Below are 15,183 nucleotides of genomic sequence, written 5' to 3'. Positions count from 1 at the left end.
AGTAGAGCAGGAGACAAGAATACCTTCGTCGTACGCTTCATCAACTTTTTCCAGGGAACTCGAATGATCAAGATGTCCAAGATGCACAAGCGCGTTATTGGCGCACACGGCGCCGTGCTGGCCCTGACCGCGTTGCTGCCGATCGCGTCGGCCATGGCCCAGGCCCAAGTCCAGACGCAAGCCGCTCCGGAACTGCAAACCGTCACCGTGACCGCCCAGCGCCGTACCGAGAACATCAAGGAAGTGCCGGTGTCCGTCAGCCTGCTCAAGGATGAGAAGCTCGACGTGATCGTCTCCGGCGGGCAGGACATTCGCGTGCTTGCCGGTAAAGTGCCAAGCTTGAACGTGGAATCGTCGAACGGCCGCACCTTCCCGCGCTTTTACATCCGCGGTTACGGCAACACCGACTTCAACACCTTCGCTTCGCAGCCGGTGTCGCTGATCTACGACGATGTCGTGCAAGAGAACCCGATCCTGAAAGGCTTCCCGATTTTCGACCTGGCCGGCGTGGAAGTGCTGCGCGGTCCACAGGGCACCCTGTTCGGCCGCAACACCCCGGCTGGCGTGGTCAAGTTTGAATCGGAAAAACCGAAGCTCGACAAATTCGGCGGCTACTACAACGCCTCCGTCGCGACCCACAACACGGTCAACGTCGACGGCGCCGTGAACGTTCCGCTGAGCAAAGAATGGGCAGCGCGCTTCTCGACCCTGCGCCAGCACCGCGACGATTTCGTCGACAACACCTTCACCAAGCAGGACGACGCGCTCGAAGGCTATAACGAGCACGCCGAACGGCTGCAAGTGCTGTACAACCCGGGCGCCGGCTTCAATGCCCTGTTCAATGTGCACCAGCGCTCGACCACGGGCAGCTCGCGTTTGTTCCGCGCCAATATCATCAAAAAAGGCACGAACGAGCTGGTCGACGGTTTCGACGCCGACAAGATCGCCAACAACGGCCTGAACTTCCAGGCCCTGCGCACCAACGGCGCCAACGTGCGCCTGTCGTGGGACCTGGGCGCGGTCAAGCTGTACTCGATCACCGGTTACGAAGGCGTGGACCACTACCTGAGCCGCGGCGACATCGACGGCGGCGTCCCAAGCGGCCCGGGCGTGATTCCATTCCAGGTGGAAACCGCGGGCGGCATCGCCGACGTCAAGCAATACAGCCAGGAATTCCGGGTCGAGTCCAAGAACAGCGGTCCGGTGAATTGGCAGGCTGGCGTGTATTACTACAACGAAGATGCCAACGGCTTTTCCAACAACTACAACAGCACGACCGGCGCGCAAACCTCGCACCTGGCCAGCCACCAGAAGAACACCGCCTGGGCGGCATTCGGTTCGGTCAACTATGCCTTCAGCGACGCCTTCACGGTGCGCGGCGGACTGCGCTACACCAACGACAAGAAAGACTTCAACACCGTGTCGGCGGTCAACGTGGTGCAGATCGGACCGGCCGCGGTCGGCGCGAGCAGCAACAAGGCCAACTGGGACTTGAGCGGCACCTACAAGCTGAACAAGGATGTCAACGTGTACGCCCGCGTGGCGACCGGCTTCCGCGCGCCAAGTGTCGCGGCGGCCTCGGCATCGGTGCCGATCACCGTGGCCGACGCCGAGACCATCACCTCGGTGGAAGCGGGCGTGAAAGCCGACCTGCTGAACCGGCGCGCGCGCGTGGCCTTCAGCGTGTACGACTACCAGGTCAAGAACCAGCAGCTGACCGTGGTCGGCGGCAACTCCAACGTCAACCGCCTGATCAACGCGGCCAAGACCAACGGCCGTGGCGCCGAGCTCGACTTTGAAGGCTTCGTCACCAGCAACTTCAAGGTATCGGCCGGCGGCAGCTACAACTTCACCGAGATCCGCGACGCCAGCCTGTCGGTCAACAAGTGCGCGCAGTGCACGATCACCAATCCGATCAATGCGGCGGGCCGCGTCGTCATCGATGGCAATCCATTGCCGCAGGCGCCACGGTGGATCCTGAACGGCACCGCGCGTTACTCGATGGACCTGGGCGAAGGCCAGATGTTCGTGTTCACCGACTGGGCGTACCGCAGCAAGATCAATTTCTTCCTGTACGAAGCGAAAGAATTCACCGGCAAGCCGCTGGTCGAAGGCGGCCTGCGCGTGGGCTACACCTGGGATGGCGGCAAGTATGAAGTGGCCGCGTATGGCCGCAATGTCACCGGCACCGAACGCATCGTCGGCGGCATCGACTTCAATAACCTGACCGGCTTCACCAACGAGCCGCGCCTGTGGGGCGTGCAGTTCAAAGGCAACTTCTAAGCGTTGCCAAGTGTTACGGAAGCCGCGGGCAGTCGCGGCTTTTTTTTCGCCCGGCAGCACCATGCTTGATGAGCTCTTGTCTGAAATATCTGACCGACAGCTAGGACGACACTTAACCTTGGTAGGACAACTTCTTGCCCAGCTGTCGGATCGGGGACCGGGGTGAAGTAGGCCGCCACCACGACAGCATGTCGGACGCGGCGCCGAAATGGTGGATAAGCTCGTGTCTGCAATACCCCGGTTTTTTCCGGAAAAAGAGCTGCCGTCATAGGGAATACAGAGGGAGAAACACTTTGCCACGCACGTTCGTGGCTTTTTTTCGCCTGCATGTCCGCACCGTGATTCCGTCAAAAAACCAGATGTTGTATATGCCTCCATGCGAACTTTCAGCCGATTCCCACGGTCTACAGCATATTCACGGTAGCACAGGAAATTGTTCTGAATCATTCAACAATCTCGTCCTTTTTCCGGTAACCGCAACGTTCATTGCCGCTTAAAAACTGTTCATATTTAGACATTTTTCAGTCTAATGTTCAGAAATAAACACAAATGAACAAGTTTGCATTTGGAAAAAAGCAAAAATTGCCAAATTAACTTTGCTTTAGGAAAAATTTTTGGCTTTTTGTGTTGCGAAACAGCCGAATCCTGTTGGAAATTTCCAAAATCGGTCTTGAATCGCAGTAATGTACAACGCTCGCCGACAAAAGGCGGGGCTACGTTGCAGAACAACGTGGAGACACTGGAAGGGCGACAGCTAAACGCTGCCACCTCTCCTTTATAAAATGTTCATCGGAAAACTTAAGGAACGACAATGAAGCATTCGCAATCGAAGTACCCATCCTTTTTGAAATTTTGCGTCGCCGCCGTGATCACGGCCGGCCCGGTATTCGCACACGCCAGCGTGGGCGATATGGACATGACTGCCAAGGTTCAGCCTGCTGCCACGACCACCGACCGCATGATCGTCAAGTACAAGGAAACCGGCCCTGTCGTGCCGGGTGCCGCCCTCATGGCAGGCGCAAACCAGGCGCGCCTGGCCGTTGTCCAGCGTTCCGGCCAACAGTTCGGCCTGACCATGAAGGCCCTGCACACCACCGCCAATGGCGCCCAGATTCTCAAGCTCGACAAGAAAATGGACCTGAAGGATGTCGCAGCGATCGCCAAGGACTTGATGGAGCGCGATACCAGCATCGAATACGCTGAGCCGGACCGCATCATGCACCCGCTGTTCACCCCGAACGATCCGCGTTACTCGGAGCAGTGGCACTACGGTGACACCACCGGCGGCCTGCGCCTGCCCGCAGCCTGGGATATCGCCACCGGCACCGGCGTCGTCGTCGCTGTGCTCGACACCGGCTTCCGTCCGCACGCCGACCTGTCCGGCCAGTTCGTCGGCGGCTACGACTTCATCACCGACACCAAGATCGCCAACGATGGCAACGGCCGCGATAGCGATGCCAGCGATCCGGGCGACGCCGTCGTCGCCGGCGAGTGCGGCAATGGCCGTCCGCTGCAAAACCAGACCTCCAGCTGGCACGGTACCCACGTAGCCGGCACCATCGCCGCCAAGACCAACAACGGTCTCGGCGTCGCTGGCGTGGCATTCAATTCCAAGGTCCTGCCACTGCGCGTGCTGGGCAAGTGCGGCGGCTACACCTCCGACATCGCCGACGCGATCACCTGGGCATCGGGCGGCAGCGTTTCCGGCGTGCCGGTCAATGCCAACAAGGCGCGTGTGATCAACATGTCGCTCGGCGGCGGTGGCGCTTGCGACACCACGACCCAGAACGCCATCAACGGCGCCCGTTCGCGCGGTACCGTGGTGATCGTCGCCGCTGGTAACGACAATGTGAACGTGAGTGGATCGAGCCCGGCGAACTGCTCGGGCGTCATCGCGATCGCCGCAACCCGTAAAGATGGCGGCCGCGCTTCGTACTCGAACTACGGCACCCTGATCGACGTGGCGGCACCTGGTGGCGACACCGGCGGCCTGATCCTGTCGACCCTGAACGCCGGCACCGGTGCTCCAGGCGCCGACAACTACGCCAACTACGCCGGTACCTCGATGGCGACCCCGCACGTGGCCGGTGTTGCCGCGCTGATGCTGTCGAAAAATTCGGCCCTCACGCCAGATGAAATCGAAAGCAAGCTGAAGTCGACCGCACGCGCCTTCCCGGCGACCTGCAACAGCTGCGGCACGGGTATCGTCGATGCGCTGGCCGCCGTCAAGTCGGTCACCGGTGGCACCACGCCGCCAGCCGGCACCACCATCAATGAAACCGAGTCGAACAACGCGTACACGTCGGCCAATGCGGTGACGGTCAGCGGCACGGTGGTCAAGGGTAACATGGGTACGAGCACCGACTCCGACTACTTCGCTGTTCAACTGCCAGCTGGCAAAACGCTGACGGCAACAATGACCATCGGCAGCACCACCGCCGACTACGATCTGTATGCCTACAACAGCACGGGCACGACGCAGGTGGCAATGAGTGAAAACGGCGCCGGCGTAGCCGACAGCCTGAGCACCACCAACACCGGTACTGCCACGCTCACCCGTTATGTGCGCGTGAAGTACTACAGCGGCGGCACGGGCGCAACCAGCGGCGCCTACTCGCTGAAACTGTCGTGGTAATGTAAGTCAATGCAGCGGCCTGGCCGCTGCATGAAAAAGGGGACGACTGGCTTGCCACTCGTCCCCTTTTTTTATCGATCGCCGACGTTCCCTACTCGTAAGCTCCCAGCCGGCGCTGCTCCTCCGCTGAAAAATGCTGGTCGCGCACTTGCTGCAGCATCGCTTCCGGCACCGCGCCCAGATTGGCCCTCTGTGCCAGATAAGTCTTGATGCGTCCCTTCCATGCGCTTTCTTCCCGATCGAGCTCGGCCAGCCGGCCGGCCGCATCCGGTGAAAACGCCGCCGCCCGCAGCCGGTACACCTCATCGTCGCCGGCACCCTGCTCGCGCAGTTTCTGCACCGACGCTTCGGTCCGGATCACCCTGGTCGGCGCTTCGCGGTCTTCACGCAGCGCCGCCGGCATGCGCTTGTCGAGCACCGCCAGCTGCGCCTCGCGCTGGGCCGGCGTCAGCGTGCCGTTCTGCTCGATGTCGAGCCGCGCCAGCGCGTCGGCATCGTAGGCGTCGCCAGCACCGAACAAGCCGGCCGCATCGCCGGCGCTGAAAAACTGCGGGCGCAGGCGCTGCTTGAGTTCGAGCCGCGCACGCCCCGCCTTGGCCAGGTCGGCCACCGGTACCAGCGACTTTTCCGCATCGGCCAGCGCCCGCTTGTAATCGAGATAGCTGGCCAGCAGGCGCTTGGCCTGGGCCGCCGGGCCGGGTGCCAGGCGGCGATCGAGCTCGCGCTCGATTTCGGCGCGGATGGCTTGCAAATCCTTCTCGCCGAGGCCGGCCAGATAATAGTCGAACAGATGCCCCAGTTCGGCATCGACCACCAGCTGGCCTTCGGCGCTCTGGCGCACCGCGCCGTCCGGCCTGGTGCCTTCCATCGAGCGCACGAACGCGAACGGATCCGACTGCGGCGGCGCTGCCGCCACGGCGGCCACCTCCGGCTTCGGATAAGCGTAGTACAGCGCGCCGGCCACCAGGGCGCCGGCACCGAACCTTTTCCATTGCGTGCGTGCGGTCATGGCGGCCTCCTTACAGACCGAGCGCCTGCAGGCGGTTCGCTTGTTGACGGAACACGGTCACCGGGCTGGTTTCGAACAGGTTGACGATGCCGATGAACTGGTTCACTTCATCGAGGTGGTTCATGGCGTAGTCGTCGCGGATCACGCGCCCCAGGCGGCTTGAGCAGCTGCTCACCAGCCCATCGTTCTTGCCGCCGAAAGCCAGGCCGGTGAGCGCCATGAACGGGTCGATCGCGTCGAACATATTGGTGTACGGCTTGGCGCCGCTCCACGAAAAATAATACACGCCGTTGACATGGTTGGCGCCTTCGCCGCACGCGCTCGTCGGCACGCCCTGCGGATGGCGCTTGTTAAAGGCGATCGAGCCGGCCGTGGTGAGCGATTTGAGCGCGGCTTCGCCATCTTGCGGCAAGCCCGAGCGGCCGGACAGGAAGTCCATCATCGCGGCCACCGCGTTGGCCAGCGCATTGCCCACGTTGGGGGCGTTGCCGGTCAGGATGTCGGCGATCGCCGAACCCTTGTTCACGCCGGCCACCGAGCTGACCGACGCGACCAGGCTGGGCGCCACCGAGGCGACGTAGCGCACGGTCGGCCCGCCATGGCTGTGGCCGATCAGATTGACCTTGGCGGCGCCGGTGGCGGCCATGATCTGCTTTACTTGCGAGAGCAATTGTTCGCCGCGCACTTCGGTACTGTTGGCGCCCGAGACAGTGACGGTAAACACCTGGGCTCCGCCGCTGCGCAGCGCCGAGGGGATCTGGTAAAAGTATTCGATCGGCCCCAGTTTCTCAAAGCCGAACAGGCCGTGCACGAGCACGATGGGGTACTTGGTTTGCGTGTAACCCGCGGCCAGGGCCTGGGTGGGAACGACGAGGATAGCGATGAGAAAAACGGACAGGCACTTCCAAAAGCGATTCTTCATGTTGTCTCCATAATGGTTTTTTGATTGAAGTCGATTACTGGAACTGGAGTTGCACAGTGCGAGCTGGGCATTCCTCCGGCTACCGGGCGTACACTCTTGCTGCCAGCTGTTGCAAGAGAAAAATACGAATTAGAGCGAGCGCTCGGTTTTTTTAATGTAGCACTGGCTTTCTGATAAAGCATCGCGCAGTGCAGCATCTGGAGGGCTTGTTTTGCGCTTTGAATTGATGTGTGGTTTTAACGAGCTATAATCATTCCCGAAACCAACTCTAGCGGTAGATGCACATATGGGAACGCTGGTGTCCACCCGCTTCGACTTTGCCCAGTTTGAAAAGATGACGCCACTCAACGGCGACACGATCTGGGCCTACATTGTTGACCACCACGCCGAGCGGATCGGCGTCAAGCGCCGCAAGCCGGCGCTGGAAAACATGGAAAAAATCTTTGGCGCCACGTTCCGCCTGGCCAACGAAGTCGGCTTTCGCGCGATGAGCTTGCGCGACCTGTGCCGCGAGACGGGCTTGTCGATGGGCGGGCTGTACGGCTACATCGAGAGCAAGGACCAACTGGCGGAAATGATCGAGGATGTGGTGCGGCATGCCAGCCAGGAATTGCCGCGCATGTTCCAGCATGTGCAGGCGCCGCTGGAACGGCTCGAATCGCTGGTGCGGGCGACGATTTACCTGTCCGAGATTTTGCAGCCGTGGTTTTACTTCGTGTACATGGATTCGCGCGTGCTCAGTTTCGAGCAGCGCGGCATGGCGAAAAATTCGGAGTTGTCGATCCAGGCTGAAATTGCCGACATGATCAGCCAGCTCGCGCCGGTGCCGGCCGGGAAGCCGGACTTGCTGGCGGCGCATATCGTGGCGATGTTCCAGGATTGGTATATCAAGCGCTGGAAGTACCGCGCGGCCAAGGTGCATGTGGATGATTTTGCGGATAGTACGCTGGCGATGATCCGCAGCCACTTGAGTTAGCCGCCGACCCGTCGTTCCCGCGCAGGCGGGAACCCAAGTTTGTAGCTTTGCCTCTGCCTGCGGCACGTACTTGGGTTCCCGCCTTCGCGGGAACGACGAGCTAGCGGGAACGACGAGCTAGCGGGAACGACGAGCTAGAGGGCGCGACGAGCGGGCGGGAGCGATGACGCAAGCGCTCCTGCGCGTCCTTCCAACTTGCAACAAATCCCATTTCAGTGAATACTGTATGCAATTACAGTAGTTGCCCTTATCCGGGCAAACCAGCCCGCGTGAACGCCCCAGCCCGAAAAATCATCCATTGCGACTGCGACTGCTTCTACGCAGCCGTCGAAATGCGCGACAATCCCGCCCTGCGCGAGGTGCCGCTGGCCGTTGGCGGCCAGCCGGGCCAGCGCGGCGTGGTGGCTACGTGCAACTACGAAGCGCGGCGCTACGGCATCCACTCGGCCATGGCCACCGCCCAGGCCCTCAAGCTGTGCCCCGACCTGGTGGTCATTCCGCCGGCCATGGAGAAATACCGCATAGCTTCGCGCCAGATCCTGGCCATCTACGGCGACTACACCGACCTGGTCGAGCCGCTCTCGCTCGACGAAGCCTATCTCGACGTTTCCGACTCGCCCCACTGCAAAGGCAGCGCCACCCTGATCGCGCAGGAAATCCGCAAGCGCATCTTCGACACCGTCGGCATCACCGCATCGGCCGGCGTGGCGCCCAACAAGTTCGTGGCCAAGATCGCCAGCGACTGGAACAAGCCCGACGGCCTGTGGCTGGTGCGCCCGGACGAGGTCGACGCCTTTGTCGCCGCCTTGCCGGTCAAGAAACTGCACGGCGTCGGCAAGGTTACCGCCGCCAAGCTCAACAAGCTGGGTGTGCAAACCTGCGCCGACCTGCGCACGTGGACCGTGCTCGAACTGCAACACCACTTCGGCACCTTCGGCACGCGTCTCCACGATTTGTGCCGCGGCATCGACAACCGCGCCGTGTGCAACGAGCGCGAACGCAAGTCGGTCAGCGTCGAGGAAACCTACACGCCGGACGTGCCGGACCTGCCGGCCTGCATCGCCCTGCTGCCGGAACTGTTCGACAACCTCAACGTCCGCATTGCCCGCGCCGGAGCCCAGAAAAGCGTGCAAAAGCTGTTTGTTAAACTCAAATTCGCCGATTTTCACCAAACCACCGTGGAATGTGTTGGCATCGCGCCACACATGGGGCAATACGCCAAACTGATGGAAACCGGCTATGCGCGCGGCAAGCAGCCTGTGCGGCTGCTGGGCGTCGGGGTGCGCCTGGGCGAGGCCGAAAACCTCGAACAGTTAAGCCTGTTCGCCGATGCGGACGTGTAAAATGTCGTTCCCTTCGCAAAGATGATTTGTCTCGGACGACGCAAGTCCTGCCTCCCGGGCAGGCCGTTACGCAGGGAGTGAAAGCGGTTCGCCGCGCCTTCCTGCTTCATCCCGCTGTAAATACTGACTCAAACAAGGTAAAGCACAATGTGGTTCAAGAATCTTCAGATTTACCGTCTTCCCGCACCGTGGGCCTTCACTCCTGAGCAACTCGAAGCGGCGCTGGCGCCCATGAGTTTTGTTCCGGCCACCAGTAACGAATTGCTGCGCCAGGGCTGGGATTCGCCGCGCAACAACGGCATGCTGGTTCACACCGTCAACAAGCAGATGCTGATTCTGCTGGGCACCGAAAAGAAGCTGCTGCCATCGTCGGTCATCAACCAGGTGGCCAAGGCCAAGGCGGCCGAGCTGGAAGAAGCCCAGGGCTTTGCACCGGGCAAAAAAGCCATGAAGGAACTCAAGGAGCGCGTGGCCGATGAACTGCTGCCGCGCGCCTTCAGTATCCGCAGCAACACTTTCACCTGGATCGATCCGGTCAACGGCTGGCTGGTGGTCGACGCCGCCAGCCCGGCCAAGGCCGACGAAGTCATCAAGCTGCTGCTCAAGGCGGTCGACCGCATGCCGCTGGAAAGCCTGCGCGTGCAGCGCTCGCCCGTGGCCGTGATGACGGCATGGCTGGAAACCGACGAAGCGCCGGTAGGCTTCACGATCGACCAGGATACCGAACTGCGCGCCACCGGTGAGAGCAAGGCGGCCGTGCGTTACGTGAAGCACGCGCTGGAAGTGGACGATATCCGCCGTCACATCGCGGCAGGCAAGCAGTGCACGCGTCTGGCGATGACGTGGGACGACAAGATTTCGTTCGTGCTGACCGAATCGCTGGCGATCAAGGGCATCAAGCCGCTCGACGTCATCAAGGAAAGCGACACGAGCACGCGCAATGATGAAGAGCGCTTCGACAACGACATGATGCTGATGACGGGCGAGCTGGCCAAGCTGATGACCGAGCTGGTGGAAGCGCTGGGCGGGGAAGCGAAGGCGTAATGGGACGCGGACGGGCTGCCTCGGCGGGCCCGGTCCTGCCTGGCCCTCATACCGTTTGACCGTTTGCTGACGAGCCGTCATTCCCGCCAGTGACGGTTCTCAAGGCCAGCGGTAGTACTGTCTCGCTCCCGTTTTTTACAGCGGCTGAAACACCCCGGCCGCGCGATTCTTGGTCACGTTATCCCACGTAAAAATCTGCCCGTTCATCGCCACGTACACACCTGGCGGCAAGATTTGCGCCGCGGCACTAGCGCAGCCGAGGTTGAACAGCGCATCCGAATTTGCAATCTCGTACGGAATCATTGCGCCCGTCAACACAATGCTCTTGCCGAGCGCTGCGCCGCCCAGCAGGGCGGCCGTTTCCGGCATCGTATCGGTGCCATGCACGATCACAATCGCCTGCTCGGGCGCGGCCTGGCAACTGGCCAGCACGCGCGCGCGGTCGGCGTCCTGCATGTCGAGCGAGTCGAGCGGGGGAAGCTGCTCCAGTTCAACTGGTACCGTCATGCGCGTGCGCGCCAGGACGGCAGGCAGATGGCTTTCCGCAAAGCCGAGCTTACCGGTCAGTTCATCATAATGTTTATCGAAGGTGCCGCCGGTGGCGATGATGCGCAAGCTCATAATGATCTGGAATTCGAAAGAAGAAGGTGCCGTATGATAACGTGTAGTGTCGGCGATGTCGAAGCGCGCAAACTGGCCGGCTCCACTTGCCAGTGCGTTAGAATCGTTGTCTGCGCATGAGTACATTCATTTTTTTGTCCACCAAGAAGCCATGAAAGCCCTTGCCCCAGGAACTGTTATTTTCCATCGCCATCGTGGCTATGGCGTCATCACGCACGTCAACCTGCTTACCGGCTGGATCTCCGCGCGCTTCGGCAGCGAAGCGCGCACACTCGACCTGAATCTGTCCACCGACGACGTGCAGCACGCCGATGGCGAAGCGATCCTGTTCCGGCGCGCTCCGCCCGACCGCATGCCGCACGCGCGCCTGATGGCCATGGTGCGCGCGCTGCACCAGGCCGGCTACGAAAAACTGTATCTCTATTCCTGGCCCAAGCCATCGGGCCTGCACTGGCGCTGGCATTTGTTCACCGGCCAGCGCGACTGGATGCAGCGCCCCTGGCGCGAAGGCTGGTACGGCTCCGGTGCCGACTACAACGTCAACCCGGTGATGGGCTGGGGCGATTCGCCCGGCGCCACCACCGATGAACTGGTCACCGCGCTTGCGCGCTTCGACCCGCAAGGCCTGGCACAGGCGCTCGGGCGCGACGAAGACCACACCGCGTGGTTCGAGGGCGCGTGCAAGATACTGCTTCCCGGCTATATGTACAGCCTGAACATGGAGCGCCCCGGCGCCGGCGGCTTGCAGGAAGCCCCGCCCGTGCCGGTGGTACCCGTGCGCGCCAGCTTGCCGGCCTACGATGGCCCGGCACTGGGATGGCCGCCCGGCTGGGCAGGTCTGTGGACGCGCGCGCATGTCATGCCGGCGCCGCCGATCGACATCACCGGCGAGCGCAAGCTGCGCGAACCGTCCTAACAGGGCAGGGGCCGGCAGCGTCCGCCCGCATCACGCTTTCCGCAACGCTTCCGGGTTCAAAATGTTAGACGGCGCGCCGTTCGCAAAGTTCAGCACATTCTCGAACGCAGCCTGGAAGTACAGCTCGTAGCTATCCTTTTCCACGTAGCCGATATGGGGCGTGGCCAGCACCGTCGGAATGCGCAGCAGCGGCGCATCGGGCGCCAGCGGCTCGCTGGTGAACACGTCGATGGCCGCGTTGCCCGGACGTCCCAGGCGCAGCGCCGCTTCCAGCGCATCGGTTGCGACCAGCTCGGCGCGGCTGGTATTGACGAACAGCGCGTCCGGCTTCATGCGCGCCAGGTCCTCGGCGCTGACGATGCCGCAGGTGGCGTCGGCCAGCCGCAAATGCAGGCTCAGCACGTCGGCGCGCTCGAACAAGGCTTCCCGGCTCGATGCCGCCTCGAACCCGTCCGCCACCGCCGCCGCGCGGCTGGCCTCGCCGCCCCAGACCAGCACCTTCATGCCGAAGGCTTTGCCGTAGCCCGCGATCATGCGGCCGATCTTGCCGTAGCTCCAGATCGCCAGGGTGCGGCCCTTGAGCGTCCGGCCCAGGCCGTTGAGCAGCGGATTGACCGAGGCGGTCTGCCACTGTCCTTCCTTGAGGTTGTTGGCGTAGGGCACGATCTTGCGGCTCGCCGCCATGATCAAGGCCCAGGTCAGTTCGGCCGGGGCCACCGGCGAGCCGACCCCTTCGGCAATCGCGATGCCGCGCGCCGTGGCCGCCGCCACATCGACATGGCCGGCCAGCTTGCCGGTCTGCGAAATGAGCTTGAGCTTGGGCAGTTTTTCCAGCAATGCGGCCGGAAACACGGTGCGTTCGCGGATCAGCACCAGCGCGTCGAAGGGGGCCAGGCGGATGCCCAGCTGCCCCGCGCCACGGGCGGAACTGTTGAAAACCTTGACCTCGTGTCCGTCGAGAAGTTTGAAACAGTCGAGCTGGCGGACGGCGTCCTGGTAATCGTCAAGAATAGCTATTTTCATGGGAGATGGCAGAAGTTAAATAAATCTTCGTAGGTAAATAACAGGATACGAAATATTCGGAATAGCCTACTACATTGCTCAACTATTATTCCTACATTTTTGATGTTAGAGCATTTAAAACAGGTAATAGCGGGTGTACAATCGCCCCCTAATTTCGGGATTTGACCTCTTCCCCGGACCGTGTTTTGACCGCGTCCCGGACCGTCTCAAGTCCCCGCACTACCGTTCCACCAACCTTGCCGTCATCGAGGTTGTCGACATGACCGCCGTATCGCCGAACCTTTCTTTGGGAATGGATTCTTGAGCGCAAGCTGAAACGCTGACGACGATCCTGCCGTGCCGGGACAAGAAAGAATTCTTATTGGCATTGGAGGTACTATGAATCAGCCCGTTATGGGTGGCGTTGCAACACTGAACGTCCCAGCTTACATCAAACATCAAAAGCTCATCAATTGGGTCAGCGAAATTGCTGCCCTGACGAAGCCGGCCCGCATCTACTGGTGCGACGGCTCGCAAGACGAGTACGACCGCCTGTGCGCCGAGATGGTGGCCGCCGGCACGATGAAAAAGCTGAACCCTGAAAAGCGCCCGAATTCCTATCTGGCATGTTCCGACCCGTCGGACGTAGCGCGCGTGGAAGACCGCACTTACATCTGCTCGGCAACCAAAGAGCAGGCCGGCCCGACCAACAACTGGATGGCCCCTGCGGAAATGCGCACCACCCTCAACGGCCTGTTCGACGGCTGCATGGCCGGCCGCACCCTGTACGTGGTGCCGTTCTCGATGGGTCCGCTCGGTTCGCCGATCGCCCACATCGGCGTCGAGCTGTCCGACTCGCCTTACGTGGCGGTCAACATGCGCATCATGACGCGCATGGGCAAGGCCGTGTACGACGTGCTGGGCACCGATGGCGAGTTCGTACCGTGCGTGCATACCGTCGGCGCACCGCTGTCGGCTGGCCAGAAAGACGTTGCATGGCCATGCAACCCGACCAAATACATCGTTCACTACCCTGAAACCCGCGAAATCTGGTCCTACGGTTCCGGCTACGGCGGCAACGCGCTGCTGGGCAAGAAGTGCTTCGCGCTGCGCATCGCCTCGAACATGGGCCACCAGGAAGCCCAGGCCGGCGGCACCGGCTGGCTGGCCGAACACATGCTGATTCTTGGCGTCGAATCGCCCGAAGGCAAGAAGCACTACGTTGCGGCCGCTTTCCCATCGGCCTGCGGCAAGACCAACTTCGCCATGCTGATTCCACCAGCGAGCTTCGGCGGCTGGAAAGTGACCACCATCGGCGACGACATCGCCTGGATCAAGCCGGGCGCCGATGGCCGCCTGTACGCGATTAATCCGGAAGCGGGCTACTTCGGCGTGGCGCCGGGCACCAACACCCGCACCAACTCGAACTGCATGGCCTCGATGAACGAGAACACCATCTTCACCAACGTCGCGCTGACCGACGATGGCGACGTCTGGTGGGAAGGCCTGACCAAGGAAGCGCCGTCGCACCTGATCGACTGGCAGGGCAAGGACTGGACCCCGGCGTCCGGCACCAAGGCCGCGCACCCGAACGCGCGCTTCACGGTGGCCGCGACCCAGAACCCGGTCATCGACCAGGCTTGGGACGATCCTGCGGGCGTGCCGATTTCGGCCTTCATCTTCGGTGGCCGCCGTTCGACCACCGTGCCGCTGGTGACCGAAGCGCGCAACTGGGTTGAAGGCGTGTACATGGCCGCGACCATGGGTTCGGAAACCACCGCCGCCGCCGCCGGCCAGATGGGCATCGTGCGCCGCGATCCGTTCGCGATGCTGCCGTTCATCGGCTACAACATGAGCGATTACTTCCAGCACTGGCTCAACATGGGCAAGAAGATCGAAGCCATGAACCCGGCCGCGCTGCCGAAGATCTACTGCGTGAACTGGTTCCGTACCGACGCCGAAGGCAAGTTCGTCTGGCCTGGCTTCGGCGACAACATGCGCGTGCTGAAGTGGATGCTGGAGCGTATCGAAGGCAAGGCGGGCGGCACCGAGAACGTGTTCGGCACCACCCCGAACTTCGGCGATCTGAACTGGGACGGCATCGACTTCACGCAAGAACAGTTCGATACCATCACCTCGATCGACAAGGACGCCTTCAACGAAGAGCTCAAGCTGCACAATGAGCTGTTCGAGAAGCTGGCCTACCATCTGCCGCAAGAATTGGTGGAGACCAAAGCCACGCTCGAGAAGCGCCTGGCTGCATAAACCGGCACCGACCGGATGGAAAAAGCGCGTCTTCGGACGCGCTTTTTTTTGTCCGCACGCTTGGCGGACCCATCGTGCTACAGCTGCGGGCTATTTATCTTATAATTTTCTCATGATAAACCCCAGAGCCGATGCGCTCGACATCGCCGGCCCGGCCACCGGAGTCC

Annotated in this window: 11 protein-coding genes; 7 read left to right on the top strand and 4 right to left on the bottom strand. The window is 61.7% G+C overall.

Annotation, left to right across the window (positions count from 1 at the left end; all coding sequences use genetic code 11):
* Positions 1-63: 63 nt before the first annotated feature.
* Positions 64-2,283, top strand: coding sequence for a TonB-dependent receptor (locus CR152_RS00615; RefSeq protein WP_099872856.1), 2,220 nt, complete (start codon positions 64-66; stop codon positions 2,281-2,283).
* An 811-nt stretch (positions 2,284-3,094) separates the two neighbouring features.
* Positions 3,095-4,918 (top strand): S8 family peptidase, encoded by a 1,824-nt coding sequence (locus CR152_RS00610; RefSeq protein ID WP_099872854.1) that lies wholly within the window; start codon positions 3,095-3,097, stop codon positions 4,916-4,918.
* Positions 4,919-5,009: 91 nt separating this feature from the next.
* On the opposite strand, the gene CR152_RS00605 is transcribed toward CR152_RS00610, so the two are convergent.
* Both CR152_RS00605 and CR152_RS00600 read right to left on the bottom strand, forming a co-directional pair.
* Entirely contained in the window at positions 5,010-5,927 is a 918-nt protein-coding gene (locus tag CR152_RS00605; protein WP_099872851.1) for a lipase secretion chaperone, read from the bottom strand.
* A gap of 10 nt (positions 5,928-5,937) precedes the next feature.
* Positions 5,938-6,849, bottom strand: coding sequence for a lipase family alpha/beta hydrolase (locus CR152_RS00600; RefSeq protein WP_099872849.1), 912 nt, complete (start codon positions 6,847-6,849; stop codon positions 5,938-5,940).
* A gap of 298 nt (positions 6,850-7,147) precedes the next feature.
* On the opposite strand from CR152_RS00600, the gene CR152_RS00595 reads away from it, so the two are divergent.
* The 3 genes from CR152_RS00595 (at position 7,148) to CR152_RS00585 (ending at position 10,212) form a co-directional block, all read left to right on the top strand.
* On the top strand, positions 7,148-7,825 hold the full coding sequence (locus tag CR152_RS00595; protein WP_229413231.1) for a TetR/AcrR family transcriptional regulator: 678 nt from the start codon (positions 7,148-7,150) through the stop codon (positions 7,823-7,825).
* Between the two features lie 269 nt (positions 7,826-8,094).
* The gene (gene dinB / locus CR152_RS00590; RefSeq protein WP_099872847.1) at positions 8,095-9,168 is read left to right on the top strand and encodes a DNA polymerase IV; all 1,074 of its coding nucleotides are present in this window, start codon (positions 8,095-8,097) and stop codon (positions 9,166-9,168) included.
* A 147-nt stretch (positions 9,169-9,315) separates the two neighbouring features.
* Entirely contained in the window at positions 9,316-10,212 is an 897-nt protein-coding gene (locus tag CR152_RS00585) for a recombination-associated protein RdgC (protein ID WP_099872845.1), read from the top strand.
* 135 nt (positions 10,213-10,347) lie between these two features.
* On the opposite strand, the gene CR152_RS00580 is transcribed toward CR152_RS00585, so the two are convergent.
* The gene (locus CR152_RS00580) at positions 10,348-10,833 is read right to left on the bottom strand and encodes an asparaginase domain-containing protein (RefSeq protein ID WP_099872843.1); all 486 of its coding nucleotides are present in this window, start codon (positions 10,831-10,833) and stop codon (positions 10,348-10,350) included.
* Between the two features lie 151 nt (positions 10,834-10,984).
* Here CR152_RS00580 and CR152_RS00575 point away from each other — a divergent pair, with 151 nt between their 5' ends.
* Entirely contained in the window at positions 10,985-11,749 is a 765-nt protein-coding gene (locus CR152_RS00575; RefSeq protein WP_099872841.1) for an L-asparaginase, read from the top strand.
* A gap of 30 nt (positions 11,750-11,779) precedes the next feature.
* Here the strand turns inward: CR152_RS00575 and CR152_RS00570 are convergent, their stop codons facing one another.
* A complete protein-coding gene (locus CR152_RS00570; protein WP_099872840.1) occupies positions 11,780-12,772 on the bottom strand; it encodes a D-2-hydroxyacid dehydrogenase family protein in 993 nt (330 codons plus the stop codon).
* Positions 12,773-13,150: 378 nt separating this feature from the next.
* Here CR152_RS00570 and CR152_RS00565 point away from each other — a divergent pair, with 378 nt between their 5' ends.
* Complete coding sequence (locus tag CR152_RS00565; RefSeq protein ID WP_099872838.1) at positions 13,151-15,016, top strand: phosphoenolpyruvate carboxykinase (GTP); 1,866 nt, start codon at positions 13,151-13,153, stop codon at positions 15,014-15,016.
* The last annotated feature ends 167 nt before the right edge of the window (positions 15,017-15,183 follow it).

Source organism: Massilia violaceinigra (genome assembly GCF_002752675.1).
GTDB lineage: Bacteria > Pseudomonadota > Gammaproteobacteria > Burkholderiales > Burkholderiaceae_D > Telluria_A > Telluria_A violaceinigra.
Note: the sequence above shows the minus strand (reverse complement) of the source record. Positions and strands in the feature narration are given on the sequence as shown.

Excerpts from the sequence above, each read along its gene's own strand:
- CR152_RS00615 (WP_099872856.1), top strand. The coding sequence starts at position 64 with ATGATCAAGATGTCCAAGATGCACAAGCGCGTTATTGGCGCACACGGC.
- CR152_RS00610 (WP_099872854.1), top strand. The coding sequence starts at position 3,095 with ATGAAGCATTCGCAATCGAAGTACCCATCCTTTTTGAAATTTTGCGTC.
- CR152_RS00605 (WP_099872851.1), bottom strand. The coding sequence starts at position 5,927 with ATGACCGCACGCACGCAATGGAAAAGGTTCGGTGCCGGCGCCCTGGTG.
- CR152_RS00600 (WP_099872849.1), bottom strand. The coding sequence starts at position 6,849 with ATGAAGAATCGCTTTTGGAAGTGCCTGTCCGTTTTTCTCATCGCTATC.
- CR152_RS00585 (WP_099872845.1), top strand. The coding sequence starts at position 9,316 with ATGTGGTTCAAGAATCTTCAGATTTACCGTCTTCCCGCACCGTGGGCC.
- CR152_RS00580 (WP_099872843.1), bottom strand. The coding sequence starts at position 10,833 with ATGAGCTTGCGCATCATCGCCACCGGCGGCACCTTCGATAAACATTAT.
- CR152_RS00575 (WP_099872841.1), top strand. The coding sequence starts at position 10,985 with ATGAAAGCCCTTGCCCCAGGAACTGTTATTTTCCATCGCCATCGTGGC.
- CR152_RS00570 (WP_099872840.1), bottom strand. The coding sequence starts at position 12,772 with ATGAAAATAGCTATTCTTGACGATTACCAGGACGCCGTCCGCCAGCTC.
- CR152_RS00565 (WP_099872838.1), top strand. The coding sequence starts at position 13,151 with ATGAATCAGCCCGTTATGGGTGGCGTTGCAACACTGAACGTCCCAGCT.